We start from the raw sequence: 16,094 nt of genomic DNA on the forward strand, positions 1-16,094 counted from the left end.
GACCGTGCGCCATTTTACCTTGTGAAATCGCTCGGTGCCTGCCAGTGGCCGTCCACCAACACTTCGTGCGGGGAAAAGCGGGCTTTGTAGTGCATCTTGGGGCTGCGCTCGATCCAGTAGCCCAGGTAGACGTGCGGCAGCCCCAGCTTGCGGGCCTGCTCGATCTGCCACAGCACGCTGTAGGTGCCGTAGCCGGCGCCGTCCTCGGGCTCGTAGAAGGTGTAGACGGCCGAGATGCCGTCGCTGAGCACATCGAGGATCGACACCATCTTCAGCGCGCCCGGGCTGCCGTCGGGCAGGGTTTCGCGGAACTCGACCAGCCGCGAGTTGACGCGGCTTTGCAGCAGGAACTGGGTGTACTGGTCGATGCTGTCGTGGTCCATGCCGCCGCCCGAATGGCGGCCGGTCTGGTAGCGCAGGTAGAGCTGGTAGTGCTCGGGCACGAAGCACAGCTTGAGCACGCGCGCCTGCAGGTCGGCGTGCTGCTTGGCGGTGCGGCGCTGGCTGCGGTTCGGCTTGAAGCTGTGCGCCAGCACGCGCAGCGGGATGCAGGCGCGGCAGCCGTCGCAATACGGCCGGTAGGTGAACATGCCGCTGCGCCGGAAGCCGCTGAGCACCAGGTCGGAGTAGGCGTCGTTGTGGATCAGGTGGCTGGGCGTGGCCACCTGCGAGCGGGCCTGGCGATCCGGCAGGTAGCTGCAGGGGTAGGGCGCCGTCGCGTAGAACTGCAGCGTGTGAAGCGGAAGATCCTTGAGGTGCGTCACGTCACGTCACGTCGAAAGAGGAGGTCGCTCGGAAAGGAGTTCGGACCAGTATACGGGGTCAAATTGCCACTGCGGGCCCTCCTGTTTTCGGGCCTGGGCCACGTGCGCGACGAAGCGCGCGCGCGGCATTTCGCGGGCGCCGAGGCTGGCCAGGTGCGCGGTGTTCTGCTGGCAGTCGATCATCGCGATGCCGGCGCGTCGGCACAGCGCGACCAGGCCGGCCAGCGCGATCTTCGAGGCATCCGGGCGGCGCGTGAACATCGACTCGCCGAACACGGCCCGGCCCAGCGCCACGCAGTAAAGCCCGCCCGCGAGTTCGCCGTCGATCCAGGTTTCGACGCTGTGGGCGTGCCCGGCGCGGTGCAATTGCGTATAGGCCTTCACCATGTCCGGCACGATCCAGGTGCCCGACTGACCGGCCCGCGCCGACTGCGAACAGGCCTGGATCACCGTTTCAAAATCGTGATCGATGCGCAGCTCGCAGCCGGGCATCGCGGCAAAGCGGCTCAGGGTCTTGCGCAGCGAGCGATGCAGCCGGAAGTCGTTCACCCGCAGCGCCATGCGCGGGTCGGGGCTCCACCACAGGATGGGCTGGTCGTCGCTGAACCAGGGGAAGACGCAGCGGCTGTAGGCCTGCATCAGAGTATCGACATCGAGGGAGCCGCCGGCCGCCAGCAGGCCGGGCACCGGGTCCCGTTCGTCCCACGCCGAAGCGGGGTCGGGCAGTGCATCTCCGGGTTCGAGCCAAGGCAGTTGTCGCATGGATGCAGGTATACACGGCTTCTCGAAAACGCAAGCCAGTTGAGGGAAAATCCCGCTCACACGGGAACAGTCCACAAGGCTGCGGCCCTGGTGCCACCGCCGATGGCACGCGAGACAACCCCACAAGACCCGTCGAAAAACCTATAGTGCACAGCTTGCTTTCGCAGTACCACAGCGGATCCGGCAGGCATGTGCAGGGCGCCGGGGATCAGCACAAGAGGACCACGTTGACCACTGAACCCAATCCCACGCGCTTCGGCAGCGGCCAGGCGGTGCGCCGCCTCGAGGACGAAAGCCTGCTCGCAGGCGCCGGCCGTTACACCGACGACGTCACGCTCTCCGAGCAGGCGCATCTCGTTTTTCTCCGATCCCCCTATCCGCATGCGCGCATCGTGTCCATCGACACGTCCGCGGCCGTCGGCATGCCCGGCGTGCTGCGCGTGATCACCGGGGCCGACCTGGCCGAGGCCGGCGTCAAGCCGATGCCCGGCGCTGCGGGCTTCAAGCGCGCGGACGGCAGCGACAGCGCCAGCCCGCCGCGCCGCGCCCTGGCGCACGAGCGCGCACGCTTCGTCGGCGAACCGGTGGCGGCCGTTATTGCCGACACCGTGCAGCAGGCGCGCGATGCGGTCGAAGCCGTCATGGTCGATTACGAAGAGCTGCCGATGGTGGTTGACCTGCCGGGCGCGACCGCCGAAGGCGCGCCGCTCCTGTGCGAGGAGGCCACGGGCAACATCGCCGCCGAGATGCGTCACGGCAGCAGCGAAGCGGCCACCGCCGCGTTCGAGCGCGCCGCCCACGTGATCGCCCTGGACGTGAACAACCAGCGCGTGGTCGCGCTCACCATCGAGCCGCGCGCCGTGCTCGCCACGCACGACAGCAAGACCGACCGCCTCACGATCCGCATGAGCACCCAGATGCCGTCCGGCGTGCGCGATTCGGTCTGCGCGGCCATCGGCCTCGCCAAGGAAAAAGTGCGCGTGGTCGTGGGCGACGTCGGCGGCGGCTTCGGCATGAAGACCGGCGCCTATCCCGAGGACATCGCGGTCGCCTACGCCGCGCTGCAGGTGGGCCGGCCCGTGAAGTGGGTGGCCGACCGCAGCGAAGAGTTCCTCTCGAGCGCGCACGGCCGCGACATCGAGGCGCGCGCCGAGATGGCCCTGGACGCCGACGGCAAGATCCTGGCCCTGCGCATCAAGACGCTCGCCAACGTGGGCGCCTACGCCACCGGCACCGGCGTCGCGATCCAGCTGCTGATCGGCCCCTGGGTGCAGACCAGCGTCTACGACATCCAGACCATCGACTTCCATTTCAAGGCGGTGCTCACCAACACCGCGCCCACCGGCGCCTACCGCGGCGCGGGCCGGCCCGAGGCCATCTTCACCATCGAGCGCCTGATGGACGAGGCCGCGCGCCAGACCGGCATCGACCGCATCGCGCTGCGCCGGCGCAACTTCATCCGCCCCGAGCAGATGCCCTACAAGAACCCGATGGCGCAGACCTACGACACCGGCCAGTTCGAGTCGGTGATGGACCAGGCGCTGCAGCTGGCCGACTGGCAGGGCTTCGAGGCCCGCGCGGCCGAATCGGCGGCGCGCGGCAAGCAGCGCGGCCTGGGCATTGCCACGTTCCTCGAATGGACCGGCGGCAACGTGTTCGAAGAGCGCGTGACCGTCTCGGTGCAGGCCGACGGCGTGATCGAGGTGTTCTCGGCCGTCAACGCCATGGGGCAGGGCATCGCGACCTCGCTCGCGCAGCTGGCCGTCGATGCCTTCGGCGTGCCCATCGAGAAGGTGCGCGTCGTGCTCGGCGACACCGACCGCGGCGACGGCTTCGGCAGCGCCGGCTCGCGCTCGCTCTTCACCGGCGGCTCGGCCGTGCGCATCGGGGCCGAGCGCACCATCGACAAGGCGCGCGAACTCGCGGCGCAGGAGTTCGAGGCTTCCATCGACGACATCGTCTACAGCCGCGGCACCTTCATCGTGGCCGGCACCGACCTCGAGCTCGACCTGTTCACCCTGGCCGCCAAGCAGCCGGGGCGCGAGATCTTCGTCGACTCCACCAGCACCGTGGCCGGCCCGAGCTGGCCCAACGGTTGCCACATCTGCGAGATCGAACTCGACCCGCCCACCGGCGAGATCAGCGTCGTGGCCTACAGCTCGGTCAACGACGTGGGCCGCGTGGTCAACCCGATGATCGTGCGCGGCCAGCTCGAAGGCGGCGCGGTGCAGGGCATCGGCCAGGCGCTGTACGAGCAGGTGGTGTACGACAGCGAAACCGGCCAGCCCGTCACCGGCAGCCTCATGGACTACGCCGCGCCGCGCGCCGACATCGTCGACACCATGTTCCAGATGGAAATGGATGAATCGACGCCCTGCAAGAACAACCCGCTGGGCGTGAAGGGCGTCGGCGAGCTGGGCACCATCGGCGCCACGCCGGCCATCGTCAACGCGGTGGCCGACGCCTTTGCACGCAACGGCCTCGGGGCCCGCGCGCCCCGCCTGCACATGCCGCTGAGCCCGTCGCGGGTCTGGCAGGCGATGCAGACGATCGACTGAGCGCCGCCGGCCGGTGATCGAAGGGCGACGAAAGTCATCATGCGCGTCACCACCGAACTGCAGACCGACGCGATCCGCGTCTCGACCTACCGCTGCGACGCGGGCGTCGGCGCGGCGCCGTTCACCGAGATGCACGAGACGCACTCGGTCTCGTACGTGCGCAAGGGCAGCTTCGGCTGCCGCGCGCTCGGCCGCGACTACGAGCTGGTGGCCGGCGCGGTGCTGGTCGGCGCGCCGGGCGACGACTACGCCTGCACCCACGAGCACTTCGCCTGTGGCGACGAATGCCTGTCGTTCCACTTCTCGCCGGGCTTCGTCGACCTGATCGGCGGCGACCGGCGCAGCTGGCATGCCTCGGCGCTGCCGCCGCTGCCCGAACTCATGGTGCTCGGTGAACTCGCGCAGGTCGCGGTCGAAGGCGGTAGCGACGTGGGCCTGGACGAGTTGGGCATGGGCTTCGCCAGCCGTTTTCTCGACGTGGTGAAAGGGCGTGGCAAGCCGGCAGCGCCGCCGTCGGCCGCGCCGCGCGACCGTCGCCGGGCGGTCGAGGCCGCGACCTGGATCGAGGCCCACGCCTCCGGCGAGATCGGCCTGGAAGACGCGGCCGCCCAGGCGGGCCTGAGCGCTTTCCATTTCCTGCGGCTGTTCTCCCAGGTGCTGGGCGTCACGCCGCACCAGTACCTCGTGCGCTCCCGGCTGCGCCGCGCGGCGCGCCTGCTGGCGGACAGCGACCTGGCCGTGACCGACGTCGCCCTCGAAGCCGGCTTTGCCGACCTGAGCAACTTCGTGCGCACCTTCCACCGCGCGGCCGGCGTGTCGCCGCGCGGTTTCCGGCTCGCTGCCAAGGGCGACCGCAAGATTTTCCAAGACCGCCTGGCCGCGCTGCTTCACGATGACCGCTTGATCCACCCTTCAAGCAGGAAGTCATCGCCATGTACGACCACATCGGACTGAAAGTCAAAGACCTCGCCGCGAGCCGACGCTTCTACGAAGCCGCGCTCGCGCCGCTCGGCCACGTGCTGGGCTCCCACGACGACGAAAGCTACGCCGGCCTCGGCCCGGCCGGTGAACCGGCGCTGTGGCTCTACGCTGCGAAAGGCGCCAAGGGCCCGGGCACGCACATCGCGTTCCGTGCGCCCGACCACGCGGCCGTCGCCGCCTTCCATAAGGCCGGCCTGAAAGCCGGCGGCACCGACAACGGCGGTGCGGGGCCGCGCACCGACTACAGCCCGACCTACTACGCGGCCTTCCTCATCGACCCCGACGGCAACAACGTCGAGGCCGTCTGTCCCTGACACGAAAGGCATCGACCCCATGGCCACCGTCTACAAGGAATTCATCGTCGAGGCCGATGCCGCGCAGGTGTGGGACGCGCTGCGCGACTTCGGCGCCGTGCACACGCGCCTCGCGCCGGGCTTTCTCACCGGCTGCGAACTCGACGGGCAGGGCGCCCGCATCGTCCACTTTGCCAACGGCCTCGTGGCGCGCGAGCTGCTAGTGGCCCTCGACGACGAGAACCGCCGGCTGGCCTACACCGTGACCGACGGCAAGGCCACGCACCACCACGCGTCGGCCCAGGTGTTCGCGCACGGCGAAGGCCGCGCGCGCTTCGTCTGGATCACCGACGTGCTGCCCGACGGGCTCGCGGCGTACATCGAGCCCATGATGGCGCAGGGCGGCGCGGCCATGAAGAAGACGCTGGAGAAGGCCAACGAACGATGAGCACGCCGGCAACCCCTGCCGCGAGCGAGATCCTGGCGGTCGTGCAGCGCTACGCGCAGGCCTGGGCGGCCAATGACCTCAAGGCCATCGTCGACTGCTACCACGACGAGGTCGTCTTTCACTACTTCGGCCGCAGCCCGCTCGCGGGCACACACCGGGGCAAGGCGGCCTGCCTCGCGGTGCTCAAGCAGGTGAAGGAACGAACGAACCGCCGGCTGGTCGCGATCCGCGACGTGCTGGCCGGCGAGCATTTCGGACTGATCGTCGCCGTCGAGCAGTTCGAGCACCAGGGGCGCCCGGTCGAACTCGAGCGCCAGCTGCGCTACGCCGTGAGAGACGGCAAGCTCAGCGAATGCTGGATCTACGACGAAGACCAGCGCTGGGTCGACGAGGTGCTGTCGTCGCCCGCCGCTCAGAAGTCTTCGAGCGGCAGCCCCACGTAGTTTTCCGCCAGCGCGGTGGACGCCGCGCGCGAATGCACGAGGTAGTCGAGCTCGGCTTCCTGGATCTTCTGGCCGAAGGCGCCCGTCTCGGGAAAACGGTGCATCAGCGAGGTGAACCACCACGAGAAGCGCTCGGCCTTCCAGACCCGGCGCAGGCACAGGTCGGAGTAGCGGTCCAGCGCCGAGGCCGACTTCTCGTTGTAGAAAATCTCCAGCGCGCGCGACAGGTACCCCACGTCGGCCGTCGCAAGGTTGAGCCCCTTGGCGCCGGTCGGCGGCACGATGTGCGCGGCGTCGCCGGCCAGGAACAGCGAGCCGAAGCGCATCGGCTCGGCGACGAAGCTGCGCAGCGGCGCAATGCTCTTTTCGAGCGACGGGCCGGTCACCAGCCGTTCGCGCGCTTCGGGGTCCAGGCGCGCGCGCAGCTCGTTCCAGAAGGCCTCGTCGCTCCAGTTCTCCACCTTCTCTTCGGTCGGCACCTGCACGTAGTAGCGCGAGCGCGTGGCGCTGCGCATGCTGCACAGCGCAAAGCCACGTTCGGTGTTCGCGTAGATGAGTTCGTGCGACACCGGCGGCACGTCGGCCAGCACGCCGAGCCAGCCGAAGGGGTAGACCTTCTCGTAGGTCTGGATCGCGTCGGCCGGCACGCTGGCGCGGCTCACGCCGTGGTAGCCGTCGCAGCCGGCGATGAAGTCGCACTCGATCTCGTGCGTCTGGCCGTCTTTCTCGTAGCGAACGCGCGGCTTGGCCGAATCGAAGTCGTGCAGGCTGACGTTGGCTGCGCTGTAGATCGTCGTGAGGCCTTCGGCCGTGCGCGCTTCCATCAGGTCGCGCGTCACCTCGGTCTGGCCGTACACCGTGACCTGCTTGCCGCCCGTGAGGTCGTGCATGTCGATGCGGTGGCGCGCGCCCTTGAACAGCAGCTCGATGCCGTCGTGCGGCAGGCCCTCGGCCTTGGCGCGGGTGTCGACGCCCGCGCGCGCCAGCAGGTCCATCGTGACCTGCTCGAGCACGCCGGCGCGGATGCGGCCCAGCACGTAGTCGCCGCTCTGGCGCTCCACGATGATGTTGTCGATGCCTGCCTTGTGCAGCAGCTGGCCGAGCAGAAGGCCGGCGGGGCCTGCGCCGATGATGGCGACCTGGGTGCGCATGTTCGTGTCTCCGAAAGGGTTTTGCCAAGCGTAGGGCGCGGCCGGCCGGTTGGGGCAGCGGCTGGCGAGGCTCTGTGCGATCATGCGAACGCGTGCGCGATCATCGCGCAACACTTCTTCAGCCGACCGATCCACGACGAACTCCCGACGACGAATGACCATCGCCCGCGCCGACTTCATCGAGGGCATCGCCAAGGGCATGGCGGTGCTCGAAAGCTTCGACACCGAGCGCCAGCGCCTGAACGCCACGCTGGCGGCCGAGCGCGCCGGCCTCACGCGCGCCGCCGCCCGGCGGCACCTGCTCACGCTGGCCCACCTGGGCTACCTGGAAACCGACGGCAGCTACTTCTGGATGGCGCCGAAGGTGCTGCGCTTCTCGGGCAGCTATCTGGCCTCGTCGCGCCTGCCGCGCGCGCTGCAGCCCACGCTGAACCGGCTCGCGGCGCAGACGGGCGAGTCGTTCTCGGCCGTGGTGCTCGACGGCGAAGAGGTGGTCATCGTTGCGCGCAGCGGCAGCTACGGCACGCCGACGCGCGTGCTGGCCTACGGCTTGCACCTGGGGGCGCGCCTGCCGGCCCACGCCACCTCGACCGGGCGCGTGCTGCTGGCCGCCATGGCCACCACGCAGCTCACGCAGTGGCTCAAGGGCCGGCACCTGGCGCGGCTCACGCCGCACACCCTCACCCAGGCGCGCGCGCTGCGCCAGCGCATCGCGCAGGTGCGCAAGGACGACTACTGCTTCGCCAGCGAAGAGCACGAACTCGGCGTGCAGGCGCTGGCGGTGCCGCTGCGCGACATGCAGGGGCACACGGTGGCCGCGCTCAACGTGGTGCTGTCGGGCACGCGCTACCAGGAAGAGACCTTGCAGCGCGAGATGCTGCCGCTGCTGTTCGAAGCGGCGCGCGAGGTGCGCTCCCTCCTGTGAACGCAGGCGCGCTGAACTTTCGGCGCCGGCGCGGCCTCGAACCCCCGAAACGGACACCACCATGCGACTCCTGCTTCTCGAAGACGACGTGATGATCGGCGAGGCCGTGCTCGACCTGTTGCGGGCCGAGCAGTACGCCGTCGATTGGGTGAAGGACGGCGATGCTGCCGAGTCCGCATTGCGCACCCAGCAGTACGACCTCGTGCTGCTCGACCTGGGCGTGCCTCGCCGCGACGGCCTGGAAGTGCTGCGCGCCCTGCGTGCGCGCAAGCAGCGCATGCCGGTGCTGATCGCCACCGCGCGCGACTCGGTGCAGCAGCGCATCGAAGGCCTCGACGCCGGCGCCGACGACTACGTGCTCAAGCCCTACGACCTCGACGAGCTGCTGGCGCGCATCCGCGCCTTGCTGCGGCGCGCATCGGGGCGCGCCGAGCCGGTCTACGAGCACATGGGCGTGAGCATCAACCCCGCCACGCGCGAGGTCGCGGTGAACGGCGAGCCCGTGGTGCTGTCGGCGCGTGAATGGGCCGTGCTCGAGCCGCTGCTGGCCCGCCCGGGCATGGTGCTTTCGCGCGCCCAGCTCGAAGAAAAGCTCTACGGCTGGAAGGACGAGATCAGCAGCAACGCGGTCGAGGTCTACGTGCACGGCCTGCGCAAGAAGCTGGGCGCCGAACTCATCCGCAACGTGCGCGGTGTCGGCTACATGGTGCCCAAGGCATGATGCGCCGCGTGATGCGATGGACCGGATCGCTGCGTGCGCGGCTGCTGGTGTTCTTGCTCGCGGCCATCGTGCTCGCGGCCGGCGCGCAGGCGCTGGTGGCCTACCGCACGGTGCTGAAAGAGGCCGACGACATCTTCGACTACCACATGCAGCAGATGGCGCTGTCGCTGCGTGCGGGCCTGCCGCCGAGCGCGGCCGTGGGCGGGCTCGGCGGTGCGGAGCAGAACTTCGATTTCGTGGTGCAGGTGTGGACCGTCGACGGCGTGCGCATCTTCGAGTCGGCCGAAGAGGCCGCGCTGCCGCAGCTCGCGGTGCTGGGCTTTGCCGACGTGCGCGCCCGCGGCACGACCTACCGCGTGTTCTCGATGCAGACGCGCGGGCTGGTGATCCAGGTGGCGCAGGACATGGCGGCGCGCCGCCACATGGCCGGTTCGCTCGCGCTGCGCACCATCGTGCCCGTGGCGCTGATGGCGCCACTCCTGATGCTGGTCGTGTGGTGGGTGGTGAGCCTGTCGCTGGCGCCCGTGGCGCGCGTGCGCCGGCAGGTGGCATCGCGGCAGGCTGACGACCTCTCGCCCGTGAGCGAGGAGAACCTGCCCGAAGAAGTGCGTCCGCTGGTGCAGGAACTCAACCTGCTGTTCGGCCGCGTGCGCCATGCCTTCGACGCGCAGAAGCACTTCGTGGCCGATGCCGCGCATGAACTGCGTTCGCCGCTGGCGGCGCTCAAGCTGCAGGTGCAGGGCTTGCAGCGCGCGCCCGACGATGCGGCGCGCACGCTGGCCGTGAGCCGGCTATCGGCCGGCATCGACCGTGCCACGCGCCTGGTCGAGCAGATGCTGGCGCTGGCCCGGCACGAGGCCAGCGTGGCCGCAGGTGCGAAGCCCGAGCCGGTCGACCTGGCCGAGGTGGCGCGCCTGGCGATCTCCGATGCAGTGGCGGCCGCGCAGGCGCGCCGCATCGACATCGGCGTGGCGCAGGCCGACGCGGGCGCGACCGTGAGCGGTCAGCCCGAGGCGCTGCGCATGCTGCTGCGCAACCTGATCGACAACGCCGTGAAGTACACGCCCGAAGGCGGGCGGGTCGATGTCGGCCTCGTGAAGCGCGCCGACGCGGTGGAGCTGCGCGTGGACGACAGCGGCCCCGGCCTGCCCGAAGCCGAGCGCGCGCGCGTGCTCGACCGGTTCTATCGCTCGGGCGAGCCGCAGGCGCCGGGCAGCGGGCTGGGGCTGGCCATCGTGAAGTCGATCGCCGACCTGCACGGCGCCACCGTGGCGCTTGAAGAGTCCCAAAGCCTCGGCGGGCTGTGCGTGCGGGTGACGTTCGCGCCCCCCAAAGAGTGAACTCCGTTTAAGCGACGCCTAAGTCAAGGCCGCGACATTCCTTTCATCGTGTTTGCGCCTCGGCGCAGGATTGAAAGGAATCGAAGAATGAAAGCCGCCCTGATCTCCCCCCGTGCCCTCGTGATCGCGCTGGCCAGCGCCGGCGTGATCGGCGCCGTCGGCGCCGGTGCCTACACCAGCGCCCGCGCCGTGAATGCCCCGGCCACCACCGCCGCCGTGGCCGCGCCGGCCGCGATGGTCACCTTGCCCGACTTCTCGACCATCACCTCGCGCGACGGCCCAGCCGTGGTCAACATCAGCGTGACCGGCACCGAGAAGGCTCCGGACGACGACACCATGGCGCAGCTGCAGGGCATCGACCCGGACGATCCGATGTTCCAGTTCTTCCGCCACTTCCAGGGGCAGATGGGACCGCGCGGCCAGCAACAGCAGCAGCGCGCCGTGCCGGTGCGCTCGCAGGGCTCGGGCTTCATCGTGGACCCGAGCGGCATCATCATGACCAACGCCCACGTGGTGAAGGACGCGAAGGAGGTCACCGTCAAGCTGACCGACCGCCGCGAGTACCGCGCCAAGGTGCTCGGCGCCGACGCCAAGACCGACATCGCGGTGCTCAAGATCGACGCCAAGAACCTGCCTGTGCTCGCACTGGGCAACACCAAGGACCTGAAGGTCGGCGAATGGGTGCTGGCCATCGGCTCGCCCTTCGGCTTCGAGAACACCGTGACGGCCGGCGTGGTGAGCGCCAAGGGCCGCTCGCTGCCCGACGACAGCTACGTGCCCTTCATCCAGACCGACGTGGCCGTGAACCCCGGCAACTCGGGCGGGCCGCTGCTCAATGCGCGCGGCGAGGTGGTCGGCATCAACTCGCAGATCTACAGCCGCAGCGGCGGCTACCAGGGCGTGTCGTTCGCCATTCCGATCGACGTGGCGGTGCAGGTGAAGGACCAGATCGTCGCCACCGGCAAGGCCACGCATGCGCGCCTGGGCGTGGCGGTGCAGGAGGTGAACCAGGCCTTCGCCGATTCGTTCAAGCTCGACAAGCCCGAGGGCGCGCTGGTCTCGAACATCGAGAAGGGCGGCCCCGGCGACCACGCCGGCCTGAAGGCGGGCGACGTGATCCGCAAGGTCGACGGCCAGGCCATCGTGTCCTCGGGCGACCTGCCGGCCGTCATCGGCCAGCAGGCGCCGGGCAAGAAGGTCACGCTCGAGGTGTGGCGCCAGGGCGAGCGCCAGGAGCTGCAGGCCAAGCTCGGCGATGCCAGCGACAAGCCGGCGCAGGTCGCCAAGGCCGACAACACGGCGGGGCAGGGCAAGCTCGGCCTGGCGCTGCGCCCGCTGCAGCCGCAGGAACAGCGCGCGGCCTCGGTCGACGGCGGTCTGCTGATCGAGGACGTGGCGGGCCCGTCGGCGATGGCCGGGGTGCAGGCCGGCGACGTGCTGCTGGCGATCAACGGCACGCCGGCCAAGAGCCTGGAGCAGGTGCGCCAGGCGGTGGCCAAGGCCGACAAGTCGGTGGCGCTGTTGATCCAGCGCGGCGAGGACAAGATCTTCGTGCCGGTGCGCCTGGGCTGACCGACCGGAGCGCGCTCAGGGCAGCGCGCAGGGCCAGTCGAGCGACACGCGCGTGCCGCCGGCCTGCGCGTCGGCCCGCTCGATCTGCAGCCGCGCCCCGATGGCCTGCGCCCGCGAACGCATGTTCGCGAGGCCGTGGCCGCCGGGGCGTTCGTTCGCCGGCAGCCCGCGGCCGTTGTCGGTGAGCACGATGCGCACCAGCGGCGGCGTCTGCTCGCCGTGCCAGCCCACATGCATCACGATGCGCGTGGCGCCCGCATGCTTCAGCACGTTGGTGAAGGCCTCGAGCAGGATGCGTTGCAGCTGCAGCGCGGCCTGTGCGGCAAAGGGCGCAAGCGTGGGGATGAGCGCCACGTCCCACACCAGCTCGATGCCGGCGGCGTCCAGCCGGGGCTGCAGGCGGTAGCGCAGCGTGGCCAGCACGGTCGTCAGGTCGTCGTGCATGGGCTGCAGCGAATCGACGGCCATGCGCATCTCGTCGAGCGCCAGCTTCACGTGCTCCTCGACCACGTCGCGGTCGGGCGCGGGCTGGTTCACCACGTTGAGCAGGCCCACGAGCTGCGAGCCCACGCCGTCGTGGATCTCCCGCATGATGCGCTGGCGCTCCAGCAGCACGGCCTGTTCTTCCTGCTGCTTGCGCACGGTTTCGAAGGCGCCGCGCAGCTGCTCCTCGCGCTCGGCCACGCGCGCGGCGAGGTTGGCGTTGAGCGAGCGGTAGTCGGCCACGGTGCGGCTGTAGCGCTCCACCACGAGGCCGGCCAGGATCATCACGAAGAAGAAGATCGCGTGCGAGGTGAGCGTGTAGTAGGCGCCGCCGAACAGGCCCATGCGCACCAGCAGCAGGTCGTGCGCGCCGGCCAGGATGGCCAGCGTGCCCGCCGCCATCAGCACGCCCGCGATGCGCCGCCGCGCCACCAGCGCGCCGTGCACCACGTAGGGCAGGCAGATGGTGCTCGTGACCTGCAGGATCGCCAGCCCGGTGGTCCACAGCGCCGGCAGCGCGAAGGCGAAGGAGGCGCAGGCCAGCACCACCGACAGCGCCAGCGCGCCGTAGATGGAGCGCACCAGCCAGGGCGGATTGCGGTCGAGCACCAGCAGCACGAAGCGCGCGATCAGCCCGATGTGGCAGGCATAGCAGACCGCTACCACGGCGCCCCACAGCGGCCAGGGCACGGGCCCTTCGGTCAGCACGCGGTCGAGGTTGCGCGCCACGCCCGAGAGCGCCGCCAGCGCGAAGCAGCCGTAGAGCGCGTCGCGCTGGCGCAGCCACAGCCCGGCGGCCAGGCCGCCCATCAGCAGCAGGCTCACGGCGTAGACGATGGCCGAGGTGTTGCGCCAGTTCTGCTGCGAGCGGTGCAGCGGGGCCAGGGAGGCCTCGGGGCCGTAGAGCACGCTGGCCAGTCCGCCGCCGCGCTGGCGCTGGATGGTGGCCTGGATGAGCAGTTCCTGCGGCTGGCCGTCGCCGCGCCGCAGGGCGGCGGCCAGCGGGATCAGCAGGTTGCCCTTGCCGGCGTCGTAGGCCGGGTCGCCGAGCACGCCGTAGTTGGCGATCAGCGCGCCGTTGAACCACACGGCGGCCTGGTTGCCCAGGCCCGACATCAGGAGCGCCTGGGCGTCGTCCGCGCGGGCGGCGTCCGGGGGCAGCACGATGCGGTAGCTGGCCTTGCCGCCGCGCCCCGGAAACTCGTGGTCCCAGCGAAAGGGCAGCGCCACCTGCCGCACCTGCAGCGGCAGGCCGTCGGGTTCGAGGCTGGCTTCGGCCCAGTCCACGTCGGTGGTGCCCGGCGGGGTGGCAGCGTGGGCGAAGGGGGCTGCGAGCACCAGCCACAGCAGCAGTTGCAGCACGGCTTGCATGCGGGAAAAGAAGGGGCGGCTCACGCGGCTAGGAAAGCCGGCCTGGAGGGCGGGTCGCCAACACGGCGTCCGAGGGTGGGGGCGCATCCAGCTTGCCGTAGATGTTTCTGATATGGGTTTGAACCGTCGATGCGGAGACTCCCATCTGCGCGCCGATTTCGGCATAGGTGAAACCACGAGACACCCGGTCGAGCACTTCGGCCTCGCGCGACGAGAGGTGCCCGGGCGCGCCGTCGGAGGCCTGCCAGCGGCGCAGCAGCTGCCGCGCGATGCCCGGCGGCAGCGGGGAGCCGCCCGCGCCCAGGTGGCGCAGGTGCGCCGCCAGGTCGGCCTCGGTGCCATCCTTGAGCAGGTAGCCGCGCGCGCCGGCCTCGAAGGCCTGCACCATGTGGGTCTCGTCGCCGAAGATCGTCAGCACCATCACCGCGCAGGCCGGCTGCATGCGGCGGCATTGGCGGATCACCTGCAGGCCGGGGTGGTCGGGCAAGCCGAGGTCGACCAGCAGCACGTCGACCGGGTTGTCCGTGAGCCAGTTCAGGATGTCGACCGCGTTCGAGGCGCTGAAGGCCAGCGCCAGCGCGGGGTCGGCGCCGATCACGCGGGCGATGCGCTCGCGCATGCCGCTGTCGTCCTCGACCACTGCGACCTGGGTGGCGGTCAGGGGCATGGCGGGCTTCCGCAGGCGAGACCGGGGCCGAGGCGCATGGGCAGATCCGTTTCCGTTCGGAGGTTGCAGGTGCCGCAAGCCTATCGACCGGTATCGGGCGAGCCCATCCTATAGACGGGGGATGGAGGTACCCTGCCGGCGCGCGATGGTGTCCAGCCGTGTCGCGACGCGCGCCACGTGCTGCACCAGTTCGGGAGGCGATTCGATCTCGATGTCGTGGCCCAGGCAGCCCAGCCACACGGCCAGCGCATCGAGCGAGCTGGCGCCTGTCACGACGCGCGTGCGGCCCGCATCGAGGGCCTCGGGCACGCCGCCCACCCAGCCCAGGTGCGGTTCCAGCGCCGCGAGCGGGGCATGCACGATCACGCGCGCGTGGTGCAGGTAGGGCGAGACCTTGAGCGCGTGTTCCATGTAGGCCTCGACGTCGCCCAGCGGCAGGCGGCGCGCGGTGAAGCGCGCGCCCGTCGGTTCGGCGTCGACGATGCGGTCGAGGCGGAAGGTGCGCCAGTCCTGGCGCGCCGTGTCCCAGGCCAGCAGGTACCAGCGCTGGCCGGTCTGCACCACGCGGTGCGGCTCCACCGTGCGCGCCGTGGCCGTCTGGTGGTGGTCCTGGTAGCCGAAGCGCAGCTCGCGCCGCTCGGTGCAGGCCTCGGCGAACATCGACACCGCCTTCACGCGCACGCCCGACTTGCTGCGCATCACCGGCACCACCGAGGCGCGCACGCTGCCCAGGCGGCGCTGCAGGCGCGGCGGCATCAGCTGGTCGAGCTTGGCGAGGGCGCGCATCGACGCGTTGCCGATGTCGCCTTCGCCCGTGCCGGCATGGCCGAGCGCCAGCGCCACCGCAATGGCTTCTTCGTCTTCCAGCAGCAGTGGCGGCAGGGCACTGCCCGCGCCCAGCCGGTAGCCGCCGGCCACGCCCGAGGTGGAGTCGACCGTGTAGCCGAGGCTGCGCAGCCGGTCGACGTCGCGGCGCAGCGTGCGTTCGGTGATCTCCAGGCGCTCGGCCAGGGCGGCACCGGTCCAGGCGCGCTGGGCCTGGAACAGCGCGAGCAGGCGAAGCAGGCGGGCGGAAGCGGACAGCATGGGCCGCATCATGCCTGCGATCGAGGACAGAATCTGTCCGCAATGGGTCGTAGCCTTGGGTTTCCTCCACTCGTTTTCACGGACACCGACCATGAAGAAGACCTATCACGGCAGCTGCCACTGCGGCAAGGTGCGCTTCCAGGCGCTCATCGACCTCGCCGCGGGCACCGGCAAGTGCAACTGCTCGATCTGCATGAAATCGCGCGGCTGGGGCGCCATCGTCAAGCCGGCCGATTTCACGCTGCTGTCGGGCGAAGAAGACCTGTCGAGCTACCAATTCGGCTCGTTCAGCGCCGAGCACCTGTTCTGCCGCCATTGCGGCGTCAAGTCCTTCGGGCGCGGCAACGTGCCGGAGATCGGCGGTGCCTACGTCAGCGTGAACGTCTCCTGCCTGGATGACGCGACGCTCGAAGAGCTGTCCACGGCGCCGGTGCGCTACATGGACGGTCGCCACAACAACTGGTTCGAGGTGCCGGCGGAGGTGCGCTATCTCTGAGATGACCGATGGCCCCACGCTTTCGGCAGAGAA

Annotated in this window: 16 protein-coding genes; 10 read left to right on the forward strand and 6 right to left on the reverse strand. The window is 70.1% G+C overall.

All coding sequences use genetic code 11. The features are described from left to right. Window positions 1–14: 14 nt before the first annotated feature. Window positions 15–764, reverse strand: coding sequence for an arginyltransferase (locus AC57B8_RS23375; RefSeq protein ID WP_062478083.1), 750 nt, complete (start codon window positions 762–764; stop codon window positions 15–17). 6 nt (window positions 765–770) lie between these two features. Continuing rightward, window positions 771–1,526, reverse strand: a complete 756-nt coding sequence (aat, locus tag AC57B8_RS23380) for a leucyl/phenylalanyl-tRNA--protein transferase (RefSeq protein ID WP_496480893.1) — start codon at window positions 1,524–1,526, stop codon at window positions 771–773. A gap of 227 nt (window positions 1,527–1,753) precedes the next feature. Here aat and AC57B8_RS23385 point away from each other — a divergent pair, with 227 nt between their 5' ends. From AC57B8_RS23385 to AC57B8_RS23405, 5 genes are read left to right on the forward strand one after another with little or no spacing between them, the layout of a single operon-like run. Then, window positions 1,754–4,084: a xanthine dehydrogenase family protein molybdopterin-binding subunit gene (locus tag AC57B8_RS23385; protein ID WP_307635657.1), complete on the forward strand. Its 2,331-nt coding sequence runs from the start codon at window positions 1,754–1,756 to the stop codon at window positions 4,082–4,084. A gap of 39 nt (window positions 4,085–4,123) precedes the next feature. Further along, on the forward strand, window positions 4,124–5,038 hold the full coding sequence (locus AC57B8_RS23390; RefSeq protein WP_496480894.1) for a helix-turn-helix transcriptional regulator: 915 nt from the start codon (window positions 4,124–4,126) through the stop codon (window positions 5,036–5,038). After that, complete coding sequence (locus AC57B8_RS23395) at window positions 5,017–5,379, forward strand: VOC family protein (RefSeq protein WP_496480895.1); 363 nt, start codon at window positions 5,017–5,019, stop codon at window positions 5,377–5,379. Before AC57B8_RS23390 ends, AC57B8_RS23395 begins: the two co-directional genes overlap by 22 nt. 19 nt (window positions 5,380–5,398) lie before the next feature. Beyond that, entirely contained in the window at window positions 5,399–5,806 is a 408-nt protein-coding gene (locus AC57B8_RS23400; protein ID WP_496480896.1) for an SRPBCC family protein, read from the forward strand. Then, window positions 5,803–6,249, forward strand: a complete 447-nt coding sequence (locus AC57B8_RS23405; protein WP_496480897.1) for a nuclear transport factor 2 family protein — start codon at window positions 5,803–5,805, stop codon at window positions 6,247–6,249. Before AC57B8_RS23400 ends, AC57B8_RS23405 begins: the two co-directional genes overlap by 4 nt. Here the strand turns inward: AC57B8_RS23405 and pobA are convergent. Beyond that, window positions 6,219–7,400: a 4-hydroxybenzoate 3-monooxygenase gene (pobA, locus tag AC57B8_RS23410; protein ID WP_369646846.1), complete on the reverse strand. Its 1,182-nt coding sequence runs from the start codon at window positions 7,398–7,400 to the stop codon at window positions 6,219–6,221. The two genes, AC57B8_RS23405 and pobA, sit on opposite strands and share 31 nt — an antisense overlap. 154 nt (window positions 7,401–7,554) lie before the next feature. Between pobA and AC57B8_RS23415 the strand changes: the two genes are divergently transcribed. From AC57B8_RS23415 to AC57B8_RS23430, 4 genes are all read left to right on the forward strand, one after another. Continuing rightward, window positions 7,555–8,325, forward strand: a complete 771-nt coding sequence (locus AC57B8_RS23415; RefSeq protein WP_447744642.1) for an IclR family transcriptional regulator domain-containing protein — start codon at window positions 7,555–7,557, stop codon at window positions 8,323–8,325. Between the two features lie 61 nt (window positions 8,326–8,386). Continuing rightward, entirely contained in the window at window positions 8,387–9,046 is a 660-nt protein-coding gene (locus tag AC57B8_RS23420; RefSeq protein WP_062478105.1) for a response regulator, read from the forward strand. 11 nt (window positions 9,047–9,057) lie between these two features. After that, a complete protein-coding gene (locus AC57B8_RS23425; protein WP_496480898.1) occupies window positions 9,058–10,386 on the forward strand; it encodes an ATP-binding protein in 1,329 nt (442 codons plus the stop codon). 87 nt (window positions 10,387–10,473) lie between these two features. Further along, on the forward strand, window positions 10,474–11,958 hold the full coding sequence (locus AC57B8_RS23430) for a Do family serine endopeptidase (RefSeq protein ID WP_159271618.1): 1,485 nt from the start codon (window positions 10,474–10,476) through the stop codon (window positions 11,956–11,958). A gap of 15 nt (window positions 11,959–11,973) precedes the next feature. Here AC57B8_RS23430 and AC57B8_RS23435 read toward each other — a convergent pair whose 3' ends face one another. The 3 genes from AC57B8_RS23435 to AC57B8_RS23445 form a co-directional block, all read right to left on the reverse strand. Continuing rightward, the gene (locus AC57B8_RS23435) at window positions 11,974–13,812 is read right to left on the reverse strand and encodes a sensor histidine kinase (protein ID WP_496480899.1); all 1,839 of its coding nucleotides are present in this window, start codon (window positions 13,810–13,812) and stop codon (window positions 11,974–11,976) included. A 28-nt stretch (window positions 13,813–13,840) separates the two neighbouring features. Further along, complete coding sequence (locus tag AC57B8_RS23440) at window positions 13,841–14,479, reverse strand: response regulator (protein WP_159276685.1); 639 nt, start codon at window positions 14,477–14,479, stop codon at window positions 13,841–13,843. A gap of 108 nt (window positions 14,480–14,587) precedes the next feature. Next, window positions 14,588–15,565 carry a WYL domain-containing protein gene (locus AC57B8_RS23445; RefSeq protein ID WP_495259724.1) on the reverse strand — a complete coding sequence of 326 codons (978 nt, stop codon included), beginning with the start codon at window positions 15,563–15,565 and terminating at the stop codon, window positions 14,588–14,590. A gap of 91 nt (window positions 15,566–15,656) precedes the next feature. Here AC57B8_RS23445 and AC57B8_RS23450 point away from each other — a divergent pair, with 91 nt between their 5' ends. Further along, window positions 15,657–16,061 carry a GFA family protein gene (locus AC57B8_RS23450; protein ID WP_095745513.1) on the forward strand — a complete coding sequence of 135 codons (405 nt, stop codon included), beginning with the start codon at window positions 15,657–15,659 and terminating at the stop codon, window positions 16,059–16,061. Window positions 16,062–16,094 lie beyond the last annotated feature (33 nt).

This window comes from Variovorax sp. BGA-UO-ETr-C22, assembly GCF_059567965.1.